15 protein-coding genes, 1 tRNA gene and 3 pseudogenes are annotated in these 23,742 nt (G+C 70.8%); 16 read left to right on the top strand and 3 right to left on the bottom strand.

What is annotated here, in order from left to right:
• Positions 1-11 precede the first annotated feature (11 nt).
• From AC07FA_RS09035 to AC07FA_RS08990, 10 genes are all read left to right on the top strand, one after another.
• A complete protein-coding gene (locus AC07FA_RS09035; RefSeq protein WP_479074138.1) occupies positions 12-1,016 on the top strand; it encodes a sugar phosphate isomerase/epimerase family protein in 1,005 nt (334 codons plus the stop codon).
• Positions 1,017-1,295: 279 nt separating this feature from the next.
• Positions 1,296-5,024, top strand: coding sequence for a ThuA domain-containing protein (locus AC07FA_RS09030; RefSeq protein ID WP_479074136.1), 3,729 nt, complete (start codon positions 1,296-1,298; stop codon positions 5,022-5,024).
• A 139-nt stretch (positions 5,025-5,163) separates the two neighbouring features.
• Positions 5,164-6,282, top strand: coding sequence for an inositol-3-phosphate synthase (locus AC07FA_RS09025; RefSeq protein ID WP_479074135.1), 1,119 nt, complete (start codon positions 5,164-5,166; stop codon positions 6,280-6,282).
• Positions 6,283-6,446: 164 nt separating this feature from the next.
• Complete coding sequence (locus AC07FA_RS09020; RefSeq protein WP_479074269.1) at positions 6,447-7,697, top strand: SCO3242 family prenyltransferase; 1,251 nt, start codon at positions 6,447-6,449, stop codon at positions 7,695-7,697.
• Positions 7,694-8,554, top strand: a complete 861-nt coding sequence (locus tag AC07FA_RS09015; RefSeq protein WP_479074134.1) for a sugar phosphate isomerase/epimerase family protein — start codon at positions 7,694-7,696, stop codon at positions 8,552-8,554. The genes AC07FA_RS09020 and AC07FA_RS09015 overlap by 4 nt, the downstream gene beginning before the upstream one ends.
• Positions 8,555-8,575: 21 nt before the next feature.
• A complete protein-coding gene (locus tag AC07FA_RS09010) occupies positions 8,576-9,268 on the top strand; it encodes an EboA domain-containing protein (protein ID WP_479074132.1) in 693 nt (230 codons plus the stop codon).
• The gene (locus AC07FA_RS09005) at positions 9,268-10,116 is read left to right on the top strand and encodes a TatD family hydrolase (protein ID WP_479074131.1); all 849 of its coding nucleotides are present in this window, start codon (positions 9,268-9,270) and stop codon (positions 10,114-10,116) included. Before AC07FA_RS09010 ends, AC07FA_RS09005 begins: the two co-directional genes overlap by 1 nt.
• Before the next feature lie 4 nt (positions 10,117-10,120).
• Positions 10,121-11,296 carry a metabolite traffic protein EboE gene (gene eboE, locus AC07FA_RS09000; protein ID WP_479074130.1) on the top strand — a complete coding sequence of 392 codons (1,176 nt, stop codon included), beginning with the start codon at positions 10,121-10,123 and terminating at the stop codon, positions 11,294-11,296.
• Positions 11,293-12,702 carry an alkaline phosphatase family protein gene (locus tag AC07FA_RS08995; protein ID WP_479074129.1) on the top strand — a complete coding sequence of 470 codons (1,410 nt, stop codon included), beginning with the start codon at positions 11,293-11,295 and terminating at the stop codon, positions 12,700-12,702. The genes eboE and AC07FA_RS08995 overlap by 4 nt, the downstream gene beginning before the upstream one ends.
• Before the next feature lie 36 nt (positions 12,703-12,738).
• The gene (locus AC07FA_RS08990) at positions 12,739-13,758 is read left to right on the top strand and encodes a sugar phosphate isomerase/epimerase family protein (RefSeq protein ID WP_479074127.1); all 1,020 of its coding nucleotides are present in this window, start codon (positions 12,739-12,741) and stop codon (positions 13,756-13,758) included.
• Between the two features lie 55 nt (positions 13,759-13,813).
• Here the strand turns inward: AC07FA_RS08990 and AC07FA_RS08985 are convergent.
• Positions 13,814-14,377, bottom strand: a pseudogene (locus tag AC07FA_RS08985) (MFS transporter); the annotation flags it as partial.
• Between AC07FA_RS08985 and AC07FA_RS08980 the strand changes: the two are divergent.
• A pseudogene (locus AC07FA_RS08980) lies at positions 14,366-14,680 on the top strand (aldehyde dehydrogenase family protein); the annotation flags it as partial. The pseudogenes AC07FA_RS08985 and AC07FA_RS08980 overlap by 12 nt on opposite strands.
• A 21-nt stretch (positions 14,681-14,701) precedes the next feature.
• On the opposite strand, the gene AC07FA_RS08975 reads toward AC07FA_RS08980, so the two are convergent.
• Positions 14,702-16,006 (bottom strand): DUF2254 domain-containing protein, encoded by a 1,305-nt coding sequence (locus tag AC07FA_RS08975; RefSeq protein WP_479074125.1) that lies wholly within the window; start codon positions 16,004-16,006, stop codon positions 14,702-14,704.
• Positions 16,007-16,207: 201 nt separating this feature from the next.
• Between AC07FA_RS08975 and AC07FA_RS08970 the strand changes: the two genes are divergently transcribed.
• Positions 16,208-16,295, top strand: a tRNA-Leu gene (locus tag AC07FA_RS08970).
• Between the two features lie 75 nt (positions 16,296-16,370).
• Here the strand turns inward: AC07FA_RS08970 and AC07FA_RS08965 are convergent.
• On the bottom strand, positions 16,371-18,038 hold the full coding sequence (locus AC07FA_RS08965) for a hypothetical protein (RefSeq protein ID WP_479074124.1): 1,668 nt from the start codon (positions 18,036-18,038) through the stop codon (positions 16,371-16,373).
• Between the two features lie 239 nt (positions 18,039-18,277).
• Between AC07FA_RS08965 and AC07FA_RS08960 the strand changes: the two are divergent.
• From AC07FA_RS08960 to AC07FA_RS08945, 4 genes and pseudogenes are all read left to right on the top strand, one after another.
• Positions 18,278-18,968 (top strand): annotated as a pseudogene (locus tag AC07FA_RS08960) (MFS transporter); the annotation flags it as partial.
• Between the two features lie 261 nt (positions 18,969-19,229).
• Positions 19,230-20,246, top strand: a complete 1,017-nt coding sequence (locus tag AC07FA_RS08955) for a LacI family DNA-binding transcriptional regulator (protein ID WP_479074123.1) — start codon at positions 19,230-19,232, stop codon at positions 20,244-20,246.
• The gene (locus tag AC07FA_RS08950; protein ID WP_479074121.1) at positions 20,243-21,784 is read left to right on the top strand and encodes a sugar ABC transporter ATP-binding protein; all 1,542 of its coding nucleotides are present in this window, start codon (positions 20,243-20,245) and stop codon (positions 21,782-21,784) included. The genes AC07FA_RS08955 and AC07FA_RS08950 overlap by 4 nt, the downstream gene beginning before the upstream one ends.
• Positions 21,774-23,729 carry an ABC transporter permease/substrate-binding protein gene (locus AC07FA_RS08945; protein WP_479074119.1) on the top strand — a complete coding sequence of 652 codons (1,956 nt, stop codon included), beginning with the start codon at positions 21,774-21,776 and terminating at the stop codon, positions 23,727-23,729. The genes AC07FA_RS08950 and AC07FA_RS08945 overlap by 11 nt, the downstream gene beginning before the upstream one ends.
• Positions 23,730-23,742: the final 13 nt, after the last annotated feature.

Below are 23,742 nucleotides of genomic sequence, written 5' to 3'. Positions count from 1 at the left end.
AGGTCCCGCGCATGCCCCGTCCCTTCACGCTCTTCACCGGTCAGTGGGCCGACCTGCCGCTGGAGGAGGTCTGCCGGCACGCCAGGGACTTCGGTTACGACGGCCTCGAACTCGCCTGCTGGGGCGACCACTTCGAGGTCGACAAGGCGCTCGCCGACCCCGGCTACCTGGACGGGCGGCACGAACTGCTCGAAAAGTACGGGCTGACGTGTTACGCCATCTCCAACCACCTGGTCGGTCAGGCCGTCTGCGACAACCCGATCGACGAGCGTCACCAGGCGATCCTGCCCGGCAGGATCTGGGGCGACGGGGAGCCCGAAGGGGTACGCAGGCGGGCCGCCGAGGAGATCAAGAACACCGCACGCGCCGCCGCGGCCTTCGGCGTGCAGACCGTGATCGGCTTCACGGGTTCGTCGATCTGGCACCTGGTCGCGATGTTCCCGCCGGTGCCGCCGCACATGATCGAACGCGGCTACGAGGACTTCGCCGAGCGCTGGAACCCGATCCTCGACGTGTTCGACGCGGAGGGGGTGCGCTTCGCCCACGAGGTGCACCCCAGCGAGATCGCGTACGACTACTGGACGACGCGGCGCGCGCTGGAGGCCGTCGATCACCGGCCGGCGTTCGGGCTGAACTTCGACCCGAGCCACTTCGTGTGGCAGGACCTCGATCCGGTCGGCTTCCTGTACGACTTCCGGGACCGGATCTACCACGTGGACTGCAAGGAGGCGCGCAAGCGCCTCGACGGGCGCAACGGCCGGCTCGGCTCGCACCTGCCGTGGGGCGACCCGCGGCGCGGCTGGGACTTCGTCTCGGCGGGCCATGGTGACGTGCCCTGGGAGGACGTCTTCCGGATGCTGCGGTCCATCGGGTACGAGGGGCCGGTCTCCGTCGAGTGGGAGGACGCCGGGATGGACCGGCTGACGGGGGCTCCGGAAGCGCTTGCTTCGCTGAAGCGGTTCGATTTCGATCCGCCGGCTTCGTCGTTCGACGCGGCGTTCGGCAGCGCGGACTGAGCGGGCCGGGCCTGCCCACCGGGGGCTCCGCCACGGAGCCCCCGGGGGTCGCCCCGTGCTGCCCGCATCCCGCTTTGTCCTGCCGCAGGAAGAAGTTCAACTTAACCGCTGCGCAAGGGCTTTCCGTCCCGGACGAACAGGTCTACCGTCCCATTGGTGTACACGACATGACTCGCGTCAGCGGGGCCCGTCCGGCCCCACTGACGTGCGCGGCAGTCCCCGCGCTGCACGGCCACGGCTCCACCCGCCCGTACAACCGGCTCTCTCCGGAGGACACTCGTGCACAGAACCAGAACCCGATACCGAGGCCGACAGCACACCGGATTCCGCACATCGCTCGCCCTGCTGACCGGTGGTCTGCTCACCGCCACGACCCTCGCGCTCGGCGTCGCTCCCGGTGCCTCCGCCGGACCGCGGACGCAGAACGCCGCCGCTGACGCCGCCGCCGAGGAATTCCAGCAGGTCACCCTCGCCAAGGGCGGCGCCGAGACCGGTGAGCCCATGTCGCTGGCCGTCCTCCCCGACCGCAGCGTCCTGCACACCTCCCGCAGCGGCGAGCTGCGCATCACCGACAGCGCGGGCAACACGAGGGTCGCCGGCACCATCCCCGTCTACTCGCACGACGAGGAAGGGCTCCAAGGCGTCGGCATCGACCCCGGCTTCAGCGAGAACCGGGCGATCTACCTCTATTACGCACCCCCGCTGGACACCCCCGCCGGCGATGCCCCGGCCAACGGGACGGCCGCGGAATTCGCCGAGTTCGACGGAGTGAACCGGCTCTCACGCTTCGTGCTCAACCCGGACGGCACCCTCGACAACGCCAGCGAGAAGAAGATCATCGACATTCCCGCCACCCGCGGGATCTGCTGCCACGTGGGCGGCGACATCGACTTCGACGCGCAGGGCAACCTCTATCTGTCGACGGGCGACGACTCCAACCCCTTCTCCTCGGACGGCTTCACGCCCATCGACGAGAGCCCGGACCGCAACCCGGCGTACGACGCCCGGCGCACCTCCGGCAACACCAACGACCTGCGCGGCAAGATCCTCCGGATCAAGGTCGCCGCGGACGGCTCGTACACCGTTCCCGAGGGCAACCTCTTCGCACCCGGCACGGACAAGACGCGGCCCGAGATCTACGCGATGGGCTTCCGCAACCCGTTCCGCTTCTCCGTCGACAAGGCGACCGGCATCCTCTACGTCGGTGACTACGGCCCCGACGCCGGTGCCGCCGACCCGAAGCGCGGACCGGCCGGACAGGTCGAGTTCGCCCGGGTGACGAAGCCCGGGAACTTCGGCTGGCCGTTCTGCACGGGCGCCAACGACCCGTACGTCGACTACGACTTCGCGACCAGGACGTCCGGCGCCGCCTTCGACTGCGCCGCGCCGAAGAACACCTCGCGGCACAACACGGGACTGGTCGACCTGCCGCCGGCGGAGACCGCCTGGATTCCGTACGACGGTGGTTCCCTGCCCGAGTTCGGCAGCGGCTCCGAGTCCCCGATGGGCGGGCCCGTCTACCACTACGACCCGGACCTCGACTCGCCGGTGAAGTTCCCCGAGGCGTACGACGGCGACTTCTTCGCCGGAGAGTTCGGCCGGCGCTGGATCAAGCGCATCGAGCACGACGCCAACGGCGCGGTGCAGTCCATCAACCCCATTCCGTGGACCGGCACCCAGGTCATGGACATGGCCTTCGGGCCGGACGGGGCGCTGTACGTCCTGGACTACGGCACCGCCTGGTTCGGCGGGGACGAGAACGCCGGTCTCTACCGCATCGAGAACGCCACGGGCGGACGCTCACCCGTCGCCGAGGCGAGCTCGGACAAGACCTCCGGCACCGCACCGCTCAAGGTCGCCTTCTCCTCGGCCGGTACGGCGGACGCGGACGGCGACACCCTCACCTACGCCTGGGACTTCGGTGACGGCGGCACGTCGACCGCCGCCAACCCCACGTACACGTACAAGAAGAACGGCACCTACACCGCGACCGTCACCGCCAAGGACCCGAGCGGCCGCACCGGTTCGGCGAGCGTCCACGTGACCGTGGGCAACACCGCGCCGACCGTCAAGCTGGAACTCCCCGGCGAGGGACAGCTGTTCACCTTCGGCGACGAGATCCCGTTCAAGGTCACCGTCACCGACCCGGAGGACGGCACCGTCGACTGCTCCAAGGTCGCGGTCCGCTTCATCCTCGGACACGACAGCCACGGCCACCCCGTCACCACGGTCAACGGCTGCACCGGCGTGATCAAGACCGAGGCGGACGGCGGACACGACCCGAACGCCAACATCTTCGGAGTCGTCGACGCCTCCTACACCGACGGCGGAGGCGGCGGCCAGGCCGCGCTGACCGGCAGCGACCAGGCCCAGCTCCAGCCGCGCCACCGGCAGGCGGAGCACTACAGCGCCCAGTCCGGAGTCGCTCCGCAGGACAAGGCGAGCGCACACGGCGGAAAGACCGTCGGAGACATCCACAACGGCGACTGGATCTCCTTCGAGCCGTACCTGCTCACCGGCTCGACGAAGCTCACCGCCCGGATCTCCTCCGCCGGAGCGGGCGGCTCGCTCGAAGTACGGACCGGTTCGCCCACCGGCACCCTGCTGGGCTCCTCCACCGTCCCGGTGACGGGGAGCTGGGACACCTTCCAGGACATCGACGTCCCCCTGCGCAAGGTCCCCAAGCGGACCACGGAACTCTTCCTGGTCTTCAAGGGCGGCGCCGGAGCGCTCTACGACGTCGACGACTTCGAACTGTCGTCGGCCGCACCGGACAGGAACGCCAGGCGGGTCCTGGTGTTCTCCAAGACGGGCGGCTTCCGTCACGACTCCATCCCGGCGGGCATCACCGCGCTGAAGGAGATCGGCGGCGAGAGCGGCATCACCGTCGACGCGACCGAGGCGGCCGGACAGTTCACCCCGGCCAACCTGGCACGCTACGACTCCGTCGTCTTCCTCTCCACGACCGGTGACGTCCTCAACAGCGACCAGCAGAAGGCGTTCGAGGACTACGTGGCCGGCGGAGGCGGATACATGGGCGTCCACGCCGCCGCCGACACCGAGTACGACTGGGAGTTCTACGGCGGACTCGTCGGCGCGTACTTCGCCTCGCACCCGCAGATCCAGCCGGCCACCGTGCGCGTCGAGAACCACGACCACCCGGCGACGGCCCACCTGGACGAGGCATGGGACCGCACCGACGAGTGGTACAACTACCGCACCAACCCCCGGGACAAGGCCCAGGTGCTCGCCACGCTGGACGAGACCAGCTACACCGGCGGCACGATGAAGGGTGACCACCCGATCTCCTGGTGCCAGACGTACCGGGGCGGCCGTTCCTTCTACACCGGCCTCGGCCACACCAAGGAGTCGTACGCCGAACCGGACTTCCGCAAGCACCTCCTGGGCGCGATGCGTTACACGACCGGTCAGGCCACGGCCGACTGCGAGCCCGACACCGGCTACCGGACGATCTTCAACGGGAAGACGCTCGACGGCTGGAAGCAGGCGGGCCCCGGAACGTTCGGCATCGCCGACGGCGAGCTGCGCACCGAGGGCGGCATGGGGATGCTCTGGTACCAGGCCAAGGAGCTGAAGTCCTACTCCCTGAAGCTCGACTGGAAGATGGCCGGCGACGACAACTCCGGCGTCTTCGTCGGCTTCCCGGCGTCCGACGACCCCTGGTCCGCCGTCAACAACGGCTACGAGGTCCAGATCGACGCCACCGACGCGGCCGACCGCACTACGGGCGCCGTCTACGGCTTCAAGTCCGCCGACCTCGCCGCCCGCGACCGCGTCCTCAAGGCGCCGGGGCAGTGGAACAGCTACGAGATCCGGGTCGAGGGCGAACGCCTCCGGGTCTACCTCAACGGCGTGAAGATCAACGACTACACCAACACCGATCCGGTCCGCAGCCTGAAGAACGGCTACATCGGCCTCCAGAACCACGGAGCCGACGACCAGGTGTCCTTCCGTGACATCCGGTTGAAGCAGCTGCCCGCGAAGTAGGGCGGCCCCCGGCCGACGGTGGGCGGGGGGAAGTCCGAGGCCCCCCGCCCACCGTCCTCCACCCGGCACCACAGCCTTCGTACCCATCTCGCTCCACCGTGCCCCACCCCGTCAGGAGCCCCAGCCAGGGAGGCAGCCCGTGACCGCACAAGCCGTCCGTACCGGAGTCTGGTTCATCGGAGCACGCGGCTCCGTCGCCACCACCGCCACCGCGGGGTGCGCCGCCATCGCGGCCGGGCTCCACCCGGCGACCGGCATGGTCACCGAGACGCCGCCCTTCGCCGACAGTGGACTGCCACCGTTGAACTCCCTGGTCTTCGGCGGCCACGACACCATCGACTGCCCCCTGCCGAAACGGGCCGAGGCGCTCGCCGCCGGGGAGGTCCTGCCGTACGGTCTGCCGTCGGCGGTGCGCGCCGAACTCGCCGCAGCCGACGCGGAGATACGGACCGGCGGCCCCCTGCCCGGTGACACGCGCACCGACGACCAGCTCATCACCGCGTTCGCCGCGGACCTCGCAGACTTCGCCCGCCGCCACGAGCTGGCGCGCACGGTCGTGATCAACGTCGCCTCCACGGAGCCGCTTCCCCGGGAGGGCGACGCACGCCTTCCCGCCAGCTCCCTCTACGCGGCGGCGGCGCTCAGGGCCGGCTGCCCGTACGTCAACTTCACCCCGTCCACGGGCCTGCGCAGCCCGGCCCTCCAGGACGCCGTCGACACCTGCGGACTTCCCCACGCGGGTCGCGACGGCAAGACAGGCCAGACGCTGCTCCGTTCCGTGCTCGCCCCGATGTTCGTGCAACGCGCCCTGCCGGTACGGGCATGGTCGGGCACCAATCTCCTGGGCGGCGGGGACGGAGCGGCGCTGGCCGACCCGGCGGCGGCAGCGGCCAAGAACGCGGGCAAGGAACGCGTACTGGCCGACACGCTGGGCACCGCGCCCGAGGGCGAGGTGCATATCGACGACGTCCCGGCGATGGGCGACTGGAAGACGGCGTGGGACCACATCGCCTTCGACGGTTTCCTCGGCTCGCGCATGATCCTCCAGACGATCTGGCAGGGCTGCGACTCGGCGCTGGCCGCCCCCCTGGTCCTCGACCTGGCCCGGCTGCTGGCCCGCGCCCACGAGCGCGGTCTCACCGGCCCGCGCCCCGAACTGGGCTTCTACTTCAAGGACCCGGACGGCGGTCCGGCCGCCCTGTCCGAGCAGTACACGGCCCTGCTGGCGTTCGGCGAACGGCTGCGGGGCGAGCGATGAGGCTCCTCCGCCGGCGTGGGGCGGCCGGGCTGCTGCTGGCACTGACGGCGACCGTTGTGGGCGTGGGCGCCGCGCGGGGGGCTCGCGGGGCGAGGGCCGGCGGCGAGCGGGCCGCTGCCGGGGGGTCCGGTCCGGCGGTGGCTGGTTCAGCGGGGGGCGGTTCGGTGGGGGCCGGTGTGGTGGGGACCGGCCCCGCGCGGTCGGGCTCCGCGCCGCAGACCGCCGCGGACACAGACGGCCTGTCCGGTGCGGGTGGGACTGCGCCCGCACCGGACAGGCACCCCACCACGAGCGGCCGGGGCGGTGCCCGTCCCGTAGCCGGGCCCCGCCCGGCCGGGTTGCGTGAGCGGGCGGGCGCGTGGGCGGAGCTGCTGAGGGTGTCGGCCCTCTTCACCGTCCCGGGCGACGCACTGGCGGGAGCGGCCGCGATGGGCCGGCGGCCCAACCGGGGCACCGCGCTGGCCGTCGGCGCCTCCCTCTGCCTGTACGAGGCGGGGATGGCGCTCAACGACTGGGCGGACCGGGAGGAGGACACCGTGGACCGCCCGCACCGCCCGATTCCCTCGGGCCGCATCGCTCCCGGCGCGGCTCTCGTCGTGGCGGGCGCGCTGACCGCGGCGGGCCTGGCCCTGGCCGCACGGGCCGGCCGGCCCTCCCTCGCGGTGGCCTCGGGACTCGCGGTCACGGTGTGGGCCTACGACCTGTACTTCAAGCACACCGAAGCGGGCCCGGCCGCCATGGCGACGGCCCGCTCCCTGGACCTGCTTCTGGGCGCGACGGCGACCGCGTCGGCATCAGTACATGGTGCGTCGGCATCAGCACATGGGGGGTCGGCTCGCGCATCGGCACCCTCCTCGGCAGCACCGGCACGGACCCGGTCGACGCCATCGGCGCCGGTTCCGCCAAGGGAACCGGCCCCAACGTCGCCCAAGGCTCCGCCGCCACCAGCCCTCGCCGCCTTCCCCGCCGCCGCCCTCCTCGGCGCGCACACCTACGCCGTCACCCTCGTTTCCCGGCACGAGGCGCAAGGCGGCTCCACCACCGCGCCGCTCGTCGCACTCGCCGCGACCCTGGGCCTCGGCGCCGCCGTCGCGACCGAGCACCGGCGGCCCGGCGGCCCCGCCCAGGACCCGGGCAGGCGTGACCCGGGGCGGCACCCTGCCCGTGCCGCGGGCCGCCTTCTCCTGACCGCCTTCGCCGGCGCCTACCTCCGTACCGCCGCCCGCCCCCAGCTGCACGCCGCGCTCAACCCGTCGCCGGCCCTCACACAACGCGCCGTCGGCGGCGGCATCCGCGCCATGATCCCGCTCCAGGCCGCCCTCGCCGCCCGCGCGGGCGCGCCCGTCACCGGGCTGGTGCTCATGGGGCTCGTCCCGCTCGCGCGCACGCTCGCACGGAAGGTGAGCCCGACATGACGCTGCACTTCGGATACGGCACCAACGGGCTCACCGACCTCCGGCTCGACGACGCCCTCGGGCTGCTCGCCGACCTCGGGTACGAGGGCGTCGGGCTGACCCTCGACCACATGCACCTCGACCCCCTCGCCCCCGACCTCGCCGCCCGCACCCGTCACGTGGCGCGCCGGCTCACCGGTCTCGGGCTCGGCGTGACCATCGAGACCGGTGCCCGTTACGTCCTCGACCCGCGCCGCAAGCACGGTCCGTCCCTGCTCGACCCCGACCCGGAAGCCCGCGCGGCCCGCACCGCACTGCTCGTCCAGGCCGTCGACATCGCCGCCGACCTCGGCGCGCACGCCGTGCACTGCTTCAGCGGCATCACCCCACCGGGGACCGGGGACCCAGCAACGGCCACCGTCGCCTGGCAGCGGCTGGCCGACGCGCTCGCCCCCGTCCTCGACGCCGCCACCCGCACCGGCGTCCCTCTCGCCATCGAGCCCGAGCCCGGTCATCTCCTCGCCACACTCGCCGACTTCCACCACCTCCGCACCCTCCTGGGTGACCCGGAACCGCTCGGACTCACCCTCGATATCGGCCACTGCCAGTGCCTGGAGCCCGCTCCGCCCGTCGACTGCGTCAGGGACGCGGCCCCCTGGCTGCGCCATGTCCAGATCGAGGACATGCGCCGCGGGGTGCACGAACACCTGCCCTTCGGTGACGGCGAGATCGACTTCCCGCCCGTCCTGGAAGCGCTCGCCGAAGCGGAGTACGGCGGCCTCACGGTCGTCGAACTGCCCCGGCACTCGCACGCCGGTCCCGAACTCGCCCGCTCCTCGATCGAGTTCCTGCGCAAGCACAGTCCGTCGAGCCACTGAACCGCCGAAGGGAGCAATGCCATGCCGATGACCCCGCTGCTGACCCGCGAGGAACTCGACGCACAGCTCGGCGGAGCCGCACGCGCCTGGCTCGACGAAGCCCTCGCCGAGGCGGAGCACGCCGCGGAGCACACCGCCGAGCACGCCGCCCAGCACACCCCCGCCCACGCCGCCGGACATCCGGGCGCCGGAGTCTCCTTCGCCGTGCCGTCGTGGGAGCTGCGGTACGCCGCAGCCGGCCGCCACTGCGGGCTCGACCGCGCCGACTCCGTACGCTCCCTGCTGCTCCTCGAAGCCCGGGCCGGACTGCCCGCCGTGACGAGGCTCTACGAACAGGGCACCGCGGCCGAACGGCGCGCCGTACTCCTCACGCTGCACCGGCTGGATATCGGCTCCGCCGCCCTGCCGCTCGTCGAGGACGCCCTGCGCACCAACGACACCCGGCTCGTCGCCGCCGCCGTCGGCCCGTACGCCGCGGCGCACCTCGACGCGCACCAGTGGCGCCACGCCATTCTCAAGTGCCTCTTCACCGGTGTCCCCGTGGACTCCGTCGACGCACTGGCCCGCCGCTCGCGGGGCGACACCGAACTCGCCCGCATGCTCGGCGACTTCGCCGCCGAACGGAGAGCGGCCGGGCGGGGCGTACCCGCCGATCTCGCGCACGTACTCGCTCTCACCGCTCCCGCCCCCACGGTCCCCCCGGAGGAGTCCTGATGCGCATCTTCGACCCCCACATCCATATGACCTCCCGCACCACGGACGACTACCGCGCGATGTACGACGCGGGTGTGCGCGCCCTCGTCGAACCCTCCTTCTGGCTCGGTCAGCCCCGCACCTCGCCCGCCAGCTTCTTCGACTACTTCGACGCCCTGCTCGGCTGGGAGCCCTTCCGCGCCTCCCAGTACGGCATAGCCCACCACTGCACGCTCGCCCTCAACCCCAAGGAGGCGAACGACCCCCGCTGTTTCCCCGTCCTCGACGCCCTGCCCCGCTATCTGGTCAAGGACTCCGTCGTCGCCGTCGGTGAGATCGGCTACGACTCCATGACCCCGGCCGAGGACATCGCCCTGGCCACACAGCTCCAGCTCGCCGCGGACCACGGTCTGCCCGCGCTCGTCCACACCCCGCACCGCGACAAGCTCGCGGGTCTGCACCGCACCATCGACGTCATCCGCGAATCACATCTCCCCCCGGAGCGGGTGCTGCTCGATCACCTCAATGAGACGACCGTAAAGGACGCCACTGACAGTGGCTGCTGGGCCGGCTTCTCCATCTACCCGGACACCAAGATGGACGAGGACCGCATGGTCACCATCCTGCGGACCTACGGCACCGAGAAGATCCTCGTCAACTCGGCCGCCGACTGGGGGCAGAGCGACCCGCTGAAGACCCGCAAGGTCGCCGACGCGATGCTGAAGGCGGGCTTCACCGAGGACGACGTCGACCAGGTCCTCTGGCGCAACCCCGTCGCCTTCTACGGGCAGAGCGGCCGGCTCCAGCTCGACGTCGCCGCTCCCGACCCCCTGCACGAGGGGAATTCCATCCTGCGCGGCGGGGAGTGAAGCGATGCGCTTCCGTCACCCCGACGGCTCCACCGTCCACCTCGCGTACTGCACGAATGTGCACCCCGCCGAGACCCTCGACGGTGTGCGGGCACAGCTGCGCGACCACAGCGAACCGGTACGCAAACGTCTCGGCCGCGACCGCCTCGGCATCGGCCTGTGGCTCGCCAGGGACGCGGCCCGCACCCTGATCAACGACCCCGCCGCCCTGCGCTCCCTGCGCGCCGAACTGGACCGCCGCGGCCTCGAAGTCGTCACGCTCAACGGATTCCCGTACGAGGGGTTCGGCGCCGAGGAGGTCAAGTACCGCGTCTACCGGCCGGACTGGACCGACCCCGAGCGCCTCGCACACACCACGGACCTCGCCCGGCTGCTCGCCGCCCTGCTGCCCGACGACGTCACCGAGGGCAGCATCTCGACCCTGCCGATCGCCTGGCGCACCCCGTACGACGGCGATCCCGACGCGGCCCGCATCGCACGAGCCGCCCTGACCACCCTCGCGCAACGCCTCGACGCCCTCGCCGAGCTCACCGGAAAGTCCATCCGGATCGGCCTCGAACCCGAACCGGGCTGCACGGTCGAGACCACCGCCGACGCCATCGGCCCGCTCACCGCGATCGGCCACGACCGCATCGGCATCTGCATCGACACGTGCCACCTCGCCACGTCCTTCGAGGACCCGGACACGGCGCTCGACGCCCTCGCCGGGGCCGGCGTCTTCGTCGCCAAGGCCCAGCTCTCCGCCGCCCTGCACGCCGAACAGCCCCACCTGCCCGACGTGCGCACCGCACTCGCCGCGTTCGCCGAACCCCGCTTCCTGCACCAGACCCGGATGAGCACCGCCGCCGGACCGCGCGGTACCGACGACCTCGACGAGGCACTGAACGGCCACGCGCTGTCCGACAGCACCCCCTGGCGCTCCCATTTCCACGTACCACTGCACGCACCCCCGGCGCCCCCGCTGACCTCCACCCTCCCCGTGCTCCGGTCCACGCTGACCCGGCTCGTCGGAGGCCCACGGCCGCTGACCCGGCACCTGGAGGTCGAGACGTACACCTGGCAGGCGCTGCCCGCCGAGCTGCGTCCCCGTACCCGCACCCAGCTCGCCGACGGCATCGCCGCCGAACTCACCCTCGCCCGCGATCTCCTGGTCGACCTCGGGCTCAAGGAGCTCCCGTGACCGCACCCGAAGCAGAGACCACCTCCACCGTCACCCCGACCCCCCTGCTCGTCCTCGACGTCGTGGGACTCACTCCCCAGCTCCTCGACCACATGCCGAACCTCAAGGCCCTGGCCGGCGACGGCACCCAGGCACCGCTCACCACGGTGCTCCCCGCCGTCACCTGCGCCGCCCAGTCCACCTTCCTCACCGGCACGACCCCCGCCGAGCACGGAATCGTCGCCAACGGGTGGTACTTCCGCGAGCTGGGCGACGTCCTGCTGTGGCGCCAGCACAACGGACTCGTGGCGGGCGACAAACTGTGGGACGCCGCCCGCCGCGCCCATCCCGGCTACACCGTCGCCAACATCTGCTGGTGGTATGCCATGGGCGCGGACACCGACTTCACCGTCACCCCGCGTCCCGTGTACTACGCCGACGGCCGCAAGGAGCCCGACTGCTACACCCGGCCGCCCGCCCTGCACGACGAGCTCACCGAGAAGCTCGGCACCTTCCCCCTCTTCCACTTCTGGGGGCCGGGCGCCGACCTCGTCTCCTCCCAGTGGATCATCGACGCGACCCGGCACATCCTCGCCACCCGCGCCCCCGACCTGGCCCTCTGCTACCTGCCGCACCTCGACTACGACCTCCAGCGCTACGGCCCCGAGGACCCGCGCTCCCACCGGGCGGCGACCGAACTCGACCGGGCCGTCGCACCGCTGCTCGAAGACGCCCGCCTCCAGGGGCGCACCGTCGTGGTGCTCTCCGAGTACGGGATCACCCGCGTCGACCGGCCCGTCGACATCAACCGCGCTCTGCGCCGGGCCGGCCTGCTGGAGGTCCACACCCAGGACGGCATGGAATACCTCGACCCGATGGCCTCACGCGCCTTCGCCGTCGCCGACCACCAGATCGCGCACATCTACGTGCGCCGCCCCGAGGACCTCGAAGCCACCCGCGAGGCGCTCGCCGGGCTGCCCGGCATCGAGCAGCTCCTCGACGACGAGGGCAAGAAGGCCCACCACCTCGACCATCCCCGCTCCGGGGAGCTCGTCGCCGTCGCGGAACCGGACGCCTGGTTCACGTACTACTACTGGCTCGACGACGACCGCGCCCCCGACTTCGCGCAGCTGGTCGAGATCCACCGCAAACCGGGCTACGACCCCGTCGAGCTCTTCATGGACCCCCAGGACCCGTACGTCCGGGTGAAGGCGGTCAGCGCGGTCGCCCGCAAGAAGCTCGGCATGCGCTACCGCATGGCCGTCGTCCCGCTCGACCCCGCGCCCATCCGCGGCAGTCACGGCCGCCTGCCCACGAGCGACGAAGAAGGACCGCTCATCCTCTGCTCCACCCCCCACGCGTTCACCGGCCGCGTCCAGGCCACCGAAGTGAAGTCCCTGCTCCTCCGGCTTGCCGGACTGCACTGAGCAACCCCCGCTCACTCATCAAGGAGTTACGTGATCATGAGCCGCACCCCGAAGGACGCCGAACTCGCGCGCAGACTCAGCCGCCGCAACGTCCTGGGCGTCGTCGCCGGAGCCACCGCGGCCACGCTCCTCGGCACCGCGAGCGCCGAGGCCCGTGGCAGGGGCCGTGCCGTCCTGCCTCCCGGGCGCCTCGGCATCCAGCTCTACAGCCTCCGCGACAAGGTCTCCACGCTCGGCTTCGCGCCCGTCTTCACGGAGCTGGAGAAGTACGGCTACGACGAGATCGAGTTCGCCGGCTACTCCCAGGGCTCGGCCGGCGCCATCACCCTGGCCCAGTTGAAGCGGCTGGCCCGGGACCACGGGCTGAACCCGATCGGCAGCCATGTCGGCTACTACGACAACAACAACCCCGGCGCCTACACCTTCGCCCAGAACCTCACCAAGGTCCTGGACGACGCCGAGGCCCTCGGCCTCAAGCACATCGGCACGGCGTCGGGTCCCTTCCGTTACGGCTCGACCGTCGACGGCTGGAAGCGGGCCGCCGAGGAGTTCAACACCTACGGGGCGGCGGCCCGCGAGCGAGGGATGAAGTTCTACCAGCACAACCACGCGGAGGAGTTCTCCTTCGCGACCGACCAGCCGGACGTACGCCTCTACGACGTCCTGCTCGCCGAGACCGACCCGGATCTGGTGTATCTGGAGATGGACATCTACTGGGCGTATGCCGCCCAGTTCCGCTTCGGCAAGAAGGCCGACGGCACGCCGGCCCCCTTCAATCCGGTCGACTACGTACTCAGGCAGCCCGACCGCTACCCGCTCTTCCACGTCAAGGACGGCATCCGGGACGACACGGCCCGTGACGGGTACCGCATGTCGGACGTCGGTGACGGCGACATCGACTACAAGACGTTCCTCAGCCGCGTCACCGAGCGGACCCCCCGCGGCCGGACCTACCACCACTGGCAGACCGAGCACGACAACCCGGTCGAGTCCTTCGCGTTCGCGCGCAAGTCCAGCGCGCACCTGCACTCCCTGCGGGAGAGGTGCGGCGAGTAGCCGTCCCGGCACCGCGTGAACGGCCCCGGGGCGCCACGGCTCCCCGGGGCCGGCTTCAGTCCGACTCCCGGCTGATGGGCATCGGATTGGGCTCGACTCCCTTCCTGGGCCTGCCCGGTGCGGTGAGGAACAGTGCGATGAACGCGGCGAACAGAGAGATCGAGCCCGCCAGGGTGAACGCCCCGCTGTGGCCCCAGTTGTCCACCACGACCTTGCCCATGCCTGCTCCGAGCAGGCCGGACACCAGCTTGGAGCTGTAGACCAGGCCGTAGTTGGACGCGTTGTTGTTCTCCCCGAAGTAGTCGGCTGTCATCGCCGCGAACATCGGGAAGATCGCGCCGCCGCCGAATCCGGAGACCGACGAGAAGACAAGGAAGAGCGGCAGGTTCTCGATGTTCGCCGACCAGAGAATGCCGTACTGCGCGAGTCCGAGGACGACACAGACGAAGATCAGACACCTCTTGCGTCCGTACCGGTCGGAGAGCCAGCCGATCACGCCGCGCCCCGTGCCGTTCACGATCGCCTTCAACGACATCGCGGTCGCGACGATGCCACCGGCGAACCCGGCCTCCTTGCCGATGTCGACCTGGAACGCGATGCCGAAGATGTTCACACCCGAGGCCTCGTGGACACGGAGGCCGGACTCCTGGCCGCCATGAACGCCTCGAACGGCGCCCTGGTCGCCACCCTCTCCACCGACGAACCGGCGACGTACGACCGCCTGGCCCCCCAGATCCGCGCCTTCAAGGCCGGCCACGGCACCCCCCGTTCCCGAGGCGACCGCGACGAACTCTTCGGCGGCTTCGGCGCCTCCTGGCGCGGTGCCTTCGTCGGCGGCGAGCTGCTCGTCCGGGCCGTCACCGAAGGCCCGGCGACGGAACGGCTCCCGGGCAACTTCCCCGACCACCACCTCATGCCGTAGCCCGGTCCGCCCCGGCCGCCGTCAGCCGATCCCCTGATGGTCCGGTGACAGGGCGAACTCCCGCTCGGCCGCCTCGGGCACCGTGCGCTCCACCGACTGCACCAGCAGCGCACGGTGCCTGACCAGCGGCTTCCTGCGCTCCTCGGGGGCCAGCAGCATCAGATCCCCGATCCCGGCCAGCAGCCGCCGCGAAACCTGCGGACTGCCGACCGCGCACCAGCGGATCTCCTCGAACGCGAGATCCACCAGGTCCGTCCATCCGGGCACGTCCTGGACGAGCCTGACCTCGCCCCGGGCGTCCCGGTGATGCACGGTTCCGAGCGGCCGGTTCACGACCGCGGCGAGGAACTGCACGATCCGGTCCAGGCACTGCACGGCGGTCGTCGGATCGTTGACGGCCGTCGACAGGGCCCGCAGGGCGATGTCCGACAGCTGGCGCAGGCCGAACGACAGATCCTGGTGGAGGGTGCGTTCGACCCCGACGGAGATCGTGTACCGCAGCACGCGCCGGGGCGGCGCGGCACCGCCGTGGACGGCGAGCACCGGTGTGCCCGGCACGACGAAGTCCCCGATCCGCGGGATCAGCCGCAGGACCACACCCTGCCGGCGCGCGGCCCGCACCAGCCGTGCCACGTTCACGTCCTGGAGGACTCCCGCCCGGCCCCAGTGCATGACCTGCCCCGTCTCGGCCGGGAGCGGAGCCCCCTCCGGCGCTCCGACCGGCATCCGTCCCAGCACCCGGAACGAGTGGCGGGTGATGTGGTCGAGAACCGGACCGACCTGCATGAGCCGCAGCGTGGAGCTGACATAGGCGATGAACAGCAGCAGGCTCAGGCCGACCATCCCCAGCGTCAGCAGGCTCTGCAACAGGGGTACGGACGTGACCCGCCGGGGATCGGTCTCGCTCTCGTAGGAGGTCAGCACCAGCAACGAGAAGGAGAACGTCGCCAGGAAGACCGTGAGTGTGAGCTTGCTGATCCTGCTCCGTACGAAGATCCGCACCACCCGGGGCGTGAGCTGCCCGCTGGCCATCTGGACGGCCACCAGCGAGATGCTGAAGACCACACCGATGAAGGTCATCATCGCCGAGCTGATCGTGGTGACGATCGTCCGGGCATCCGCGGCGAACGAGATCAGGTCCCTGACCTCGTCGTACGCCCGCGCGTCCTGGAGGTGCCCGACGATCTCCGTGTCCAGGGTGGAGGCGCCCCACCACAGCACGAAGGTGCTGAGCAGCCCCAGCGTCGGAGCGAACCAGAACGTGTCGCGCAGATGCTCACGCACGGGGGACAGCGGGCGGGGCCGCCGGTAGGGGCGATCACTCATGGACGCGAAGGTAGCCGTGACCACTCCGCGTACGCGGCAGGCGACGGACCGTACGCGCGTCGGAACATACGGGTGCCGATGGGCCCTCCTGGTCCCGCCGCGCGCCACTGACCACGGAAAACGCAGGTGAGAGGCACCCCAAACCCCTGGTATTGTTTTCTTTGTCGCCGCGGGGAACACGCCGCGAACGACAGACACCTTGTCCGGGTGGCGGAATGGCAGACGCGCTAGCTTGAGGTGCTAGTGCCCTTTATCGGGCGTGGGGGTTCAAGTCCCCCCTCGGACACCACAGTGAAGACAACTCCCGGAGCGGCTCGATCCGCTCCGGGAGTTGTTTTTTTGTGGCTCGATCAGCCGCTGCCCGTTACGACAGGGGCTTGGTGCACGCGGTGGCCGTGCCGTTGCTGATGCAGGCCCGTACGAACTGCCCGCTCGTCGCCTTCATGATCTTCTCGGCGGCGACCTTCGTGTACGTCCCTCCGGGCGCCTTGTCCTCCAGCCACACCGTCGTACCCGTGGCCGTCGTGTGGGCCCAGGCGTAGTAGTCGGAGACCGACCAGGACGGACGGGAGCCGCTCAGCGTGACCTGCTGACCGGTGGCCAGTTTGGCCGTCGACCAGTCCGTGGCGACCGCCGCCCACTCGGTGACCGATGAGGGAGCCACGCCCTCGCACACCTCGCCGGTGGTGCAGGGGCCCATGATCCCTTCGAAGTCGCTGATGTCCATGTTGTTGCCCAGCTGGGTGGCGAACGCCCAGGTCTTGCCGTCCACGACCAGTCCGGCGATTCCCTTGCCGGACAGCGGGTCCAGGGCGGTCATCTTCGTCCTGCCCGTTGCCGTGACCCGGGTTCCGGGGATGGGCACCGGCCGCTGGGCGCGGGAGTCGGCGCCGGGGCTGCTGTGCGTCATCAGGGTGGCGAAGACGCCCGGGCGGTTCGGCGGGAGCTCGGCCTCGCCCCAGTAGTACATGTGGTGCGGGTCCCAGGCCGGGCGGCCCTGCCAGATCTTCAGACGGCCACCCTGGTAGACGCTGGCGTCCTCCACGAGGCGCGGCTCGTAGTTCGGCATCCACTCGGTGACGGTCGCCGAGTCGACGCCCGCGCAGGGCAGCGTGGCGCACGGCGCCTGGGTCGGAGGGGTCGTCGTGGCATCCGGGTCCCGGGTGCACTTGGTGCCGCTGCTGTCGCTGATGCAGGCGCGCAGCTCCGGCAGCCATGAGTAGGCGCGGGTCGAGCCGGAGGTGGTGCGCGAGGCGCCTTCCGGCGTGAACTCGGTGTACACCTCGCCCCAGCGGCCGGCCCCCTGCCACGCCTCCAGCCAGAACCTGCCGCCTGCGGAGGTCAGTTGGCCCTCGGCCCAGCCGAGGTAGCTTCCCTGCTTCATGCGTCCGTCGACCTTCTGGACCGTGGCGCCGGACGGCAGCGCCACGCGGTCGTACTCGGAGCGTTCGACGTAGGACCAGTCGGATGCGGCGACCGCACCCGGGTCGACGTCGGAACACCAGCCCGTACACGGGCCGTTGGGCACGACCGAGGACGTGGTGGCGTTGACGCAGCCCGTCTCCTTGCCGTCCGTGATGCAGGCGCCGTTGGCGTACGGGACCCGGTACCTCGTCGTGTCGTACAGGAACATGCCGGTGGTGCCGGTCGTGTCACGGTACGAACGGGGGTGCTCCATCGACGAGATGATGTTGATGCCGTCGCCGAGGTTCTCCTCGGTCCGCAGCCAGCCGCGTCCCTGCGACGTGCCGGCGAGGGTCACCTCGGCCCAGGAGTAGAGCGATCCGCCGGTGTCCCAGGCAGGCTTGCCCGTGTACAGCCTGAGCCGGGTACCCGAGGCGAGCGTGGCCTCCTTGAGAAGCTTCGGGGCGCCACCCGTGTGCCATGCCGTGACGCTCCCGGGGTCCGACCCCTGGCACGGCAGTACGGGACAGGGCGCCGCCTGGGCCGCCGCGGCCGCCTTGGCCGAAGGTGCCGCTCCGGCGGCGGTCGCCGCCGGAGCCGTCATCAGTGCGGAGGCGGTGACCGCCACGGCAACGGGCGCGCACCACGCCCATAACCGTCTCCATCGCCCTCTGTCCGTCGTACTCCGTGCATCCCCGTTTCGCATGTCATCTCCTCCGCTGAGTACCACTGCCGGGCCGTGACGGAAGTGATGCAATGCGCCGTGGCTCTCCCGTCTGTCTCTGCGGGGTCTTCGCGGCGGGTCGCATGGCTCGTTACGCGCCATCCGCGGAAGGGGCTCGGGACCGCTCAGGGGCGTGGCCAGGGGTGGCTGTGGGAGGCGCGCTCGGTCTGCCGTTCTCCGCGGCCGTCGCCGAGCACGCGAGCTGGCGGGTGCTGTTCTGGGTCGCCGCCGCGCTGAGCCTCCTGGTCGCCGTGCTCGCCTGGCTGTTCGTGCCCGGCGGCCGGCCCGGGGCCGGCTCGGCCCGCTTCGACGTACTGGGCGCCGTCGGTCTGGGCGGCGGGCTCGTCTCGCTGCTGCTCGCCGTCGCTCTCGGCGGCCCGCGGTCCCAAGGTCACCCTCGCCGTGGGAAGTCTGGTCGTCGCCATCGGCTACGCGTCCTCGCTGCTGCTCCTCGGCTCGACCTGGGGCCTGCTCGTCGTGACCATCATCTGCAACGCGGGCGTCGGCCTGGCGTACGGGGCGATGCCGGCCCTGATCATGGGCGCGGTGCCGCCGGGGGAGACCGCTTCGGCCAACAGTTTCAACACGCTGATGCGTTCGATCGGCAGCTCCGTCTCGGCCGCCGTGATCGGTGTGGTCCTCGCCCAGATGACGACGGACTTCGGCGGATTCCCGCTGCCGTCCGAGGACGGCTTCCGGGCGGCGATGCTGATCGGCTCCGGTGTCGGCCTCACGGCGGCGGTCGTCGCCTCCCTCATCCCCGTACGCCCCGCGGCCGCTTCCGAACCCCGGACCACGACCGGGCCGCTTCCCGCGGCCGAGGTCAAGGCCTGAGGTGACCAGCGGCTGAGCTTGTCACCCGGAGCAGGGCGATCCGGTCGCAACCGTCGTCGTCCCGCTCCCCGTGAATCCCCTCCACCTCGCGCAGCGGCTGTCCGCTGTCGGCCAGGCCTCTTCGTCACGATCCGATCTCGGACGGGCGGAGAGGTCTTGTTTTCAGCCATGTAATCGATTCCAATCATCCCTGTAATCGATTCCACGGCCATCGACCGCTGGTTTCGAGGCTTACGGAAACCACAAGGAGGTGGTCCGGAAATGGCGAGCATCAAGGATGTCGCGGCCCAGGCGGGAGTGTCTGTCGCCACGGTCTCCCGTGTTCTCAACAGCCATCCCTCCGTCAGCCCCGACGCGCGCAGACGCGTCCTCGCCGCTGTCGAGGCCCTCGGCTACCGGCCCAATGCCGTGGCCAGGTCGCTGCGCACCGACCAGACGCGCACCCTCGGCCTGGTGATCAGTGACGTACTCAACCCGTACTTCACCGAACTGGCGCGCTTCGTCGAGGAGGAGGCCCGCGCCCACGGCTACAGCGTCATCATCGGAAACGCCGACGAGCGGCCCGAGTTGCAGGACCACCACGTCCGAACGCTGCTCGACCGCCGGATCGACGGACTTCTCGTCTCCCCGGCCGACGGCGGTACCCCGCTCATGCTGGACGTCGCGCGCAGCGGTACGCCGATGGTCTTCGTGGACCGCTGGATCCCGGGCGTCGACGTCCCCGTGGTGCGGGCCGACGGCCGCGACGCCATCCGGGACCTGGTCGCCCATCTGCACCGCCTCGGCCGTCGCGGACTCGCGATCATCGCGGGCCCGGCGGCCACCACCACGGGCGACGAGCGCGTCGAAGCGTTCCGTGAGGCGCTGCGCGACCACGGACTCGCGCTGCCCGACGCCTACATCGGGCAGGGCGACTTCCAGGCCGACAGCGGCCGTCGCGCCACCGAGAGGTTCCTCGCACTCCCCGAACCGCCCGAGGTCGTGTTCGCGGCCGACAACCTGATGGCGCTCGGGGCGCTGGACGCGATCCGCGCTCGCGGGCTGCGCGTCCCGCAGGACATCGGGCTCGCGGCCTTCGACGACATCCCGTGGTTCGTGCACACCGATCCGCCGATCACGGCGATCGCCCAGCCGACCGGCGAGCTGGGCCGTGCCGCCGTACGGGCGCTCGTCGACCTCATCGAGGGACGGTCCCCGCAGTCCGTCACCCTCCCCGCCCGCCTCGTCGTACGCAGCTCCTGCGGCGAACACGCTTCGAATCAGAGGAGCAACTTGTGAGCAGCCCCGACGAGTTGCTGCGCATTGAAGGCGTACGCAAGTCCTTCCCCGGCGTCGTCGCGCTCGACAGCGTCGACTTCGACCTGCGACGCGGCGAAGTGCATGTGCTGCTCGGTGAGAACGGAGCGGGCAAGAGCACCCTCATCAAGATGCTCTCCGGTGCCCATCGCCCGGACAGCGGGCGGATCCTCGTCCAAGGGCGCGAGGTCCGCATCCACTCCGCGCAGGACGCCGAACGGCTCGGCATCGCGACCATCTACCAGGAGTTCAACCTGGTGCCCGATCTGACGGTCGCGGAGAACATCTTCCTCGGCCGGCAACCGCGTCGCCTCGGGCTCATCGACCGCGGGCGAATGGAGGCGGATGCCGAGGAACTGCTCCGCCGGGTCGGCGTGCGGGTCTCTCCGAGGACCAAGGTGCGTGAACTGGGCATCGCCCGGCTTCAGATGGTGGAGATCGCCAAGGCCCTCAGCCTGGACGCGCGCGTCCTGATCATGGATGAGCCGACGGCGGTTCTCACCTCCGAGGAGGTCGAGAAGCTCTTCCGCATCGTGCGGCAGCTCCGCGAGGAGGGGGTGGGGATCGTCTTCATCACCCATCACCTCGAGGAGATCGCGGCGCTCGGCGACCGCGTCACCGTCCTGCGCGACGGCCGCAGCATCGACCAGGTGCCGGCCTCGACGCCGGAGGCGGAGCTCGTACAGCTCATGGTGGGACGCAGCATCGAGCAGCAGTATCCCCGCGAACGCCCGAAGGCCGGGGAACCCCTGCTCTCCGTCCGCGGACTGACCCGGAACGGCGTCTTCCACGACATCGGCTTCGAGGTCCGGGCGGGCGAGGTCGTCGGACTGGCGGGCCTCGTCGGCGCCGGGCGCACCGAAGTGGCCCGCGCCGTGTTCGGCGCCGACCCCTATGACGCCGGCACCGTCGACGTGCTCGGCGAACGGCTGGCCAAGCACGACGTGGCCGCCGCCATGAGCGCCGGGATCGGCCTCGTACCCGAGGACCGCAAGGGCCAGGGCCTGGTCCTCGACGCCTCCGTGCAGGAGAACCTCGGCCTGGTCACGCTGCGCTCGGCGAGCCGCTCGGGCCTCGTGGACCTCAAGGGGCAGCGCACCGCGGCAGCCCGGATCGCCGAACAGCTGGGCGTACGGATGGCCGGCCTCGGCCAGCATGTCCGCACCCTGTCCGGCGGCAACCAGCAGAAGGTCGTCATCGGCAAATGGCTGCTCGCCGACACCAAGGTGCTCATCCTCGACGAGCCGACCCGCGGCATCGATGTCGGTGCCAAGGTCGAGATCTACCAGCTCATCAATGAACTGACGGCCTCCGGGCACGCGGTCCTGATGATCTCCAGCGACCTGCCCGAGGTCCTCGGCATGAGCGACCGGGTGCTGGTCATGGCACAGGGCCGCATCGCCGGTGAACTTCCCGCGCACGAAGCGACCCAGGACGCGGTGATGGCGCTCGCGGTCAGCGCTCCCACCCCCACGACAAACCCCGCAGTGAACGAAGTGGAGGGCCCCCGTGGCCACTGACACGCTCAAGAGCGATACGGGCGCCGGTGGCGCCGCAGCCCGGACGGGCCGCCGCATCCTGCTCGACAACGGCGCGCTGAGCGCCCTGGTGGTCCTGGTGGTGGCGATGTCGCTGCTCTCCGGAGACTTCCTGACCACGCAGAACCTGCTGAACGTCGGTGTGCAGGCCGCCGTCACCGCGATCCTCGCGTTCGGCGTCACCTTCGTGATCGTCTCGGCCGGCATCGACCTGTCGGTCGGCTCCGTCGCGGCCCTCTCCGCGACCGTCCTGGCATGGTCGGCGACGTCCGAGGGGGTGCCCGTATGGCTGGCGGTCATTCTCGCCGTCGCCACCGGCATCGCTTGCGGCTTCGTCAACGGCGCCCTGGTCTCGTACGGCAAACTGCCGCCGTTCATCGCGACGCTGGCCATGCTCTCGGTCGCCCGAGGGCTGTCCCTGGTCATCTCTCAGGGCAGCCCGATCGCCTTCCCGGACTCGGTCTCCGTGCTCGGCGACACGCTCGGCGGCTGGCTGCCGGTCCCCGTCCTCGTGATGATCGCGATGGGGCTCGTCACCGCGCTCATCCTGGCCCGGACCTACATCGGCCGCTCGATGTACGCGATCGGCGGCAACGAGGAGGCGGCACGCCTGTCCGGCCTGCGCGTCAAGCGGCAGAAGCTCGTCATCTACGCCCTGTCCGGCCTCTTCGCCGCTGTCGCGGGCATCGTGCTGGCCTCCCGTCTCGTCTCCGCGCAGCCGCAGGCGGCACAGGGATACGAGCTCGACGCGATCGCCGCGGTCGTCATCGGCGGCGCCAGCCTGGCGGGCGGCGTCGGCAAGGCGTCCGGCACCCTGATCGGCGCGCTCATACTCGCCGTGCTGCGTAACGGCCTCAACCTGCTCTCGGTGTCCGCCTTCTGGCAGCAGGTCGTCATCGGCGTCGTCATCGCACTCGCCGTACTCCTGGACACGCTGCGCCGCCGGGCCGGTTCCGGAGCCGTACCCGCGTCCGGCGCACAGGGTCCGGGGCGGAAGGGGCCGGGGGCGGCCAAGCTGGCGCTCGGCGCCGTGTGCGTGGCGGCCGTTGTCGCCGCCGTGTCGTTCTTCAACTCCGGCACGTCCGGTGTGACCACCAAGGTGGGCATGTCGCTCTCCACCCTCAACAACCCCTTCTTCGTCCAGATGAAGGCGGGCGCACAGGCGGAGGCCAAGGCCGCCGGGGTCGACCTCACCGTCACCGACGCGCAGAACGACGCGTCCCAGCAGGCCAACCAGCTCCAGAACTTCACCAGTTCGGGGATGAAGTCCATCATCGTCAACCCGGTGGACTCGGATGCGGTCGGCCCAGGCGTACGGAGCGCGAACAAGGCGGACATCCCGGTGATCGCCGCGGACCGGGGCGTCAACAAGGCGGACACCGCGACCCTCGTCGCCTCCGACAACGTCGCCGGCGGCAGACTCGCCGCCCAGGCGCTGGCCGGCAAGCTCGGCGGCAAGGGCAGCATCGTGATCCTCCAGGGGACCGCGGGCACCTCCGCCAGCCGCGAGCGCGGGGCGGGCTTCGCCGAGGGCATCAAGGCGTACCCGGGCATCAAGGTCGTCGCACGACAGCCCGCGGACTTCGACCGCACCAAGGGGCTGGACGTCATGACCAACCTGCTCCAGTCCCACCCCGACGTCACCGGTGTGTTCGCCGAGAACGACGAGATGGCGCTCGGCGCGGTCAAGGCGCTGGGAAGCAAGGCCGGCACGTCCGTGGCCGTCGTCGGCTTCGACGGAACCCCCGACGGTCTGAAGGCAGTCGAGGCGGGCACGCTGTACGCGTCCGTGGCCCAGCAGCCGAAGGAACTGGGCAGGATCGCCGTCCGGAACGCGGTCAGGGCCGCGCAGGGCAAGGAGGTCGACAGCATGGTGAAGGTGCCGGTCAAGGTCGTCACCGAGAAGAACGTCGCCGACTTCTCCTGAGCGCCTTTCACTT

The organism is Streptomyces sp. NPDC045968 (assembly GCF_056430475.1).
The sequence above is the reverse complement of the archived record's forward strand: the minus strand, read 5'-3'. Positions and strand labels throughout refer to the sequence as shown.